Annotated in this window: 3 protein-coding genes and 1 rRNA gene; all 4 read right to left on the reverse strand. The window is 31.5% G+C overall.

Annotation, left to right across the window (positions count from 1 at the left end):
* Window positions 1-365: 365 nt before the first annotated feature.
* The 4 genes from ACVYAD_RS24810 to rrf all read right to left on the reverse strand — a co-directional run bounded on the left by ACVYAD_RS24810 (window position 366) and on the right by rrf (window position 4,795).
* On the reverse strand, window positions 366-1,259 hold the full coding sequence (locus ACVYAD_RS24810) for a patatin-like phospholipase family protein (protein ID WP_476428256.1): 894 nt from the start codon (window positions 1,257-1,259) through the stop codon (window positions 366-368).
* A gap of 192 nt (window positions 1,260-1,451) precedes the next feature.
* On the reverse strand, window positions 1,452-3,134 hold the full coding sequence (locus ACVYAD_RS24815) for a methyl-accepting chemotaxis protein (protein ID WP_476428258.1): 1,683 nt from the start codon (window positions 3,132-3,134) through the stop codon (window positions 1,452-1,454).
* Window positions 3,135-3,173: 39 nt separating this feature from the next.
* A complete protein-coding gene (locus ACVYAD_RS24820) occupies window positions 3,174-4,346 on the reverse strand; it encodes an ATP-grasp domain-containing protein (protein ID WP_476428260.1) in 1,173 nt (390 codons plus the stop codon).
* Window positions 4,347-4,679: 333 nt separating this feature from the next.
* A 5S ribosomal RNA gene (gene rrf / locus ACVYAD_RS24825) occupies window positions 4,680-4,795 on the reverse strand.
* Window positions 4,796-4,805: the final 10 nt, after the last annotated feature.

The following is a 4,805-nucleotide window of genomic DNA, read 5'->3' on the forward strand; positions in this document are numbered from 1 at the left end:
TATTAGGCACGCCGCCAGCGTTCGTCCTGAGCCAGGATCAAACTCTCCATAAAAGAAATTTGATTAGCTCAAATTGTTTTGCTGGCATCATGTTTGATGTCCAAAATTTTGTTTCGTTCACTAACTCGAGGTTAGTTACTAAAAACTTTATTGATTACGTTTTGCTTGTTCAGTTTTCAAGGTTCATTTATAATCATTATCTCTTTTGTTAAGAGTTAACTTTTATATAATAACATGTTTTATACATAATGTCAAACAGTTATTTTATTTTTATATTGTTCTAGTTGCATGTTCATCAGCAACTTTTATATAATACCATCTACCTCATAGGACGTCAATAGTATTAATACATTTTTTTAAAAGTTTTATAGTTTATATCTCGGCCATGCTTTTAAAAATTGAATCGTACGGTTTCTTCCAATTTCTAAAAGTGTTTCTTTAGTCTCTTCGTCTAAATCAAATTGTGTAGCACTATAATCATCAACAGGAATAAAAATAATATCTCTTTCATGTCGTCTTGAGATATATCTTTCATCATGAGCATCTTTCATAGTAGAAAATAAAGCTTCAAATAAATTTAATCCATTTTTAATTTCATGTGGGTGTTGCTCTTCTCTACGTCTACTCAATTTAAGTCCAATAATCGGTCGCACTTTACGTCCTTCTCTATCATCAAATACCCACAACGGAAAATTACTTAATACACCGCCATCTACAATAACTGAATCTCCTTTTCCTGTTTTTAATGTAACGGGTTCAAAGAAAAATGGTATACCACAACTCATACGTAAAGCACACGCAACCGAAAAATTTTTAGCATCAATATGATAGTTTTGTAAATCATCCGGTAACACAATCATTCTGCCATTTGTTAAATCTGAGGCCACTAATTTTAAAGAATCTTTGGGTAAATCTCCGAATGTATAAACGCCTTTTGCTGCTAATTTCTGAAAAAACCATTTTTCTAACGCTTTTCCTTTATATAAACCTAAATGGTGATAAACATTAACCCACTTCATAAATGGGAATGGTAAGATTGTTTTCCTTGGATCTAATAATGAAGGTACATCCAACTCTTCTAGCATAGTCTGGATTTCTTTTCCGCTATACCCTGCAGCAATAAAAGCAGCCAATATAGCCCCGGCACTCGTTCCAGCTACCCGTTTAAAGCGAAAATTCTCAGCTTCTAGTACTTGATATGCCCCAACAAGTGCAAACCCCTTCAAACCGCCACCAGAAAAAACACCATCAATCCACAAAATTTCCTCTCCTTTTTAAGATAATCGTTACATTATATAAAGAGTTATATACAATTAGAACGAACTCAATGAGTATTTTGTCGAATTTACAAATGACTTTGATACTGGCATACGGATCTAAAAATAGTAAAAGGATTAGCTCTATTCAAGTTAGAGCTAATCCTTTTAACTTAGTTAATGTTATTGCTTAGATTACTTAATTTTAAAATGTGAAATTTGACCTTTCAAGTTTTCAACCATATCATTTACTTGATTAGCTGTTCCTAGCATTTCTTCCATAAAAGCAGATTGCTCTTGCATAGTTGAAGCAATATTTTGGGTACCTGCTGATGTTTGCTCCAATGATTGCACAGTTGTTTCAGTAGTCCCTAATACTTGTTCAGAGCTTGCTGATATTTGTTCTACTGTTGAAGCAATTGATTGCGTTCGCATACTAATGTTTGAAATTAGAGATGAGATTTTTTGGAAAGTATCTCCAGCCAATCTTATTGCGACAGTCTCTTGATCAATTTCATCTACTACTCTCGTAATAGCTTCAACCGATTCATTAGAATTATTTTGCATTTCAGAGATTAATTTAGTTATGTCATTAGCAGATTGGGCAGATTGTTCTGCTAAATGTCTTATTTCATCTGCGACAACAGCAAACCCTTTTCCGTATTCACCTGCACGAGCAGCCTCAATAGCTGCATTTAGTGCTAGTAAATTAATTTGATCTGAAATACTTGTAATTACATTTGTAATTTGTCCTACTTCTTTAGAACGTTGATGCATTTGTTCAGTCATTTGCATAGAGGCTTTTGAAAGCTCGTTAATTGAGTCAATTCCTTGTACGGATTGTTGAATGACATTATTACCTTGATTGGATTCTTCAGATGTCTTCATAGATTCATCAGAGACGTTTGTAGTAGATTCTGTAATTTCTACTATCCCCTCTGATATTTCTCTAATCGCAATTTGATTTTGAATAGCCCCAGTTGTTACCATTTCGCTACTTACTGAAACTTCCTGAATTGCTGCTGATACCTGATTAGCCATTTCTGTCACTTGCTCTATACTTTGAGTCAATTCTTTAGACCCGTTTGCTACATAGTCTGCTGTTGCGGATACATGGCCTATAACTTCTTTTAGCTGTACTTGCATACTATTAAAGCTTGATGCAAGTTGACCAATTTCATCATTACTTGTATTTTTTATTTCCTGTGTTAAATCACCAGCTGCAATTACTTTAGTATAATCTACAAGTTCATTTAACGGTTTAGATATTCTTTTAGCAGTGAAATATGCTAGTATACCACTTACCACAATAAATATAAGTGCTAATAATACACATACTTTTATTAATAAGTTTTCTAGATCAACTATAAAATCTGCATCTTCATCTAATCCTAAGACAGAATCTGTTCCTTGAACTTGTAAAAATGTAGACTTATGAGCGCCGTAATCATCTTTATAAATATCACTTGTAACCATTTTAGTTGTACCTAGCGCTGCTTTTTGTTCATCTGTAAACGCTAGTGGTGATAAATACTTATCGTCATTACCTAAAAATAAAATGACTTCTTTATTATCTACTTTACTCATAATATACACATTTTCTAATTCATTCTTTTCTTGAAATGCATTTCCTCTAGACAATAGTTCTTGATATGCACTTTTGTTTGTTTTAGCACTATTGATTAATTCTTTATCAAATAACTCATCAAAGTCCTCCATTTTCATTGTTAAGCTCTCTTCAAACTGAGGAATAATATACCCTTCGATTAAACGATCAGCTACAATAAAGATGGCTAAGCTAAAAATTGTGCTTATAACAACAATAGGCATTAATACGTTTAATAATATTTTCTTTCTAATTGTCATACCTTTAAACATCATTAAAGCTCCTAACTGAAATAGAAAAATTACTAATTATTATACAAATACTAATTCTTCTAACGTTATATATTGATTCAGATCTAAATTCAATAACCTTATATTTTCATTTAAATCTGGTGACTTATGAAAGATTACAGCAAAAGTAGAGCTTTCATTTACTTTCATTGGTCGGTATTCTAAAATTTCACCAAAGTTTAGTTTAAACGCTTCATGATTAATAGATACAACTTGCTTATAATCAATAGAAGCATCTACTTCAGCACAACAAAAACTATAAATTGAATCATCCATTTGATTAACTATATTTTCCCAATCAGGCTTTTCTTGTTTAAAAAAGTACTCACATGCATTTACACCATATGCATGAACGCCAAGTTCATTTGTACCGATACCAGCAAATCTAAGTGGATTTACTTCAATAGGAACAATCTGTTCATCATTATCGATGCGAATTTCAATATGTATTGGGGCAGACTTTAAAGCGAAGAACGATGAAATAGTTTTTAAAAACTCTTGAATTTTGTTGAGGGACTCATTTATTACTTGCTTACTCGTATAGTAAATCCTATCGCTCATATCTTTCTCATGCCTAAACATTCTTTTAAAAAGATTTAGGATAACAGGTTCCCCATCTCCTGTAAAATATACGTCAACAGCGTATTCATCACCTTCAATTAATTTTTCAATTATAAATGATTGATTATTAATAACTTCGATTGGATACTCTGAACTTGTAACTTCCATTTCAAACTTAAGTTGTTTAATAGTTTCTTTATATTCTTCTACCTTATCAATACGATGTACACCTATACTTGAATATCCTATAACAGGCTTAACAATAATAGGGAAAGGTAGGGCACTAGGATCTAATTCTTCTAATTCTTTTAGAGAAACTTCTGTGAAAAAGAAATTTTTATAATGTCTACTTAATGTTTTCCTGAAAGTAACTTTATTTTTCAAAATATCTGTAACAGTTGTTAAATAGTGATTAGGCGCATATTTTGATAAAATATTAAGTCCATTTTCAGAGTTAAATAGAATTGGAGAATTCCCCTTCTCTAATTCAATCAACAAATCGTCTACCTTTTTTAAATTTATAGTAGATTCGTTTGGTATAAAAACTTCATTTAATTTGATTACCGGAATTTTATTCTTACTAATTGTGTCCGCTAATAATTCCGAAACATAAGGTCTATCTAGTATTATCAATATTTACACTCCTATCTATATATTTTTTACATATCTATATCCTAATAGTATGTAAAAATAACCATTACCTATTTTAATATATAATACCTATAAAAGCCATAATATTACCTTTTAATACTATGGGTAATTTTACATCAAAATTAATATGAAAGCATAATGAAATATCTAAATACCAATGAGTATATTTGACTATACAAAGATTAACTTTTGCTAAAGTAAATAATTAAAAAATCGAGAAACTTAAATTAGCTTCTCGATTTTTTACTATTGGTTAAATACTATTTGTTTAATTTTATAAAAAAAACAGCCAGCACACAGCTGACTGTCGAAATTGCCTAGCGACGTCCTACTCTCACAGGGGGAAGCCCCCAACTACCATCGGCGCTAAAGAGCTTAACTTCCGTGTTCGGTATGGGAACGGGTGTGACCTCTTTGCCATCATCACTAGACTTATGAAAG

The organism is Lysinibacillus sp. G1-3 (assembly GCF_056322905.1).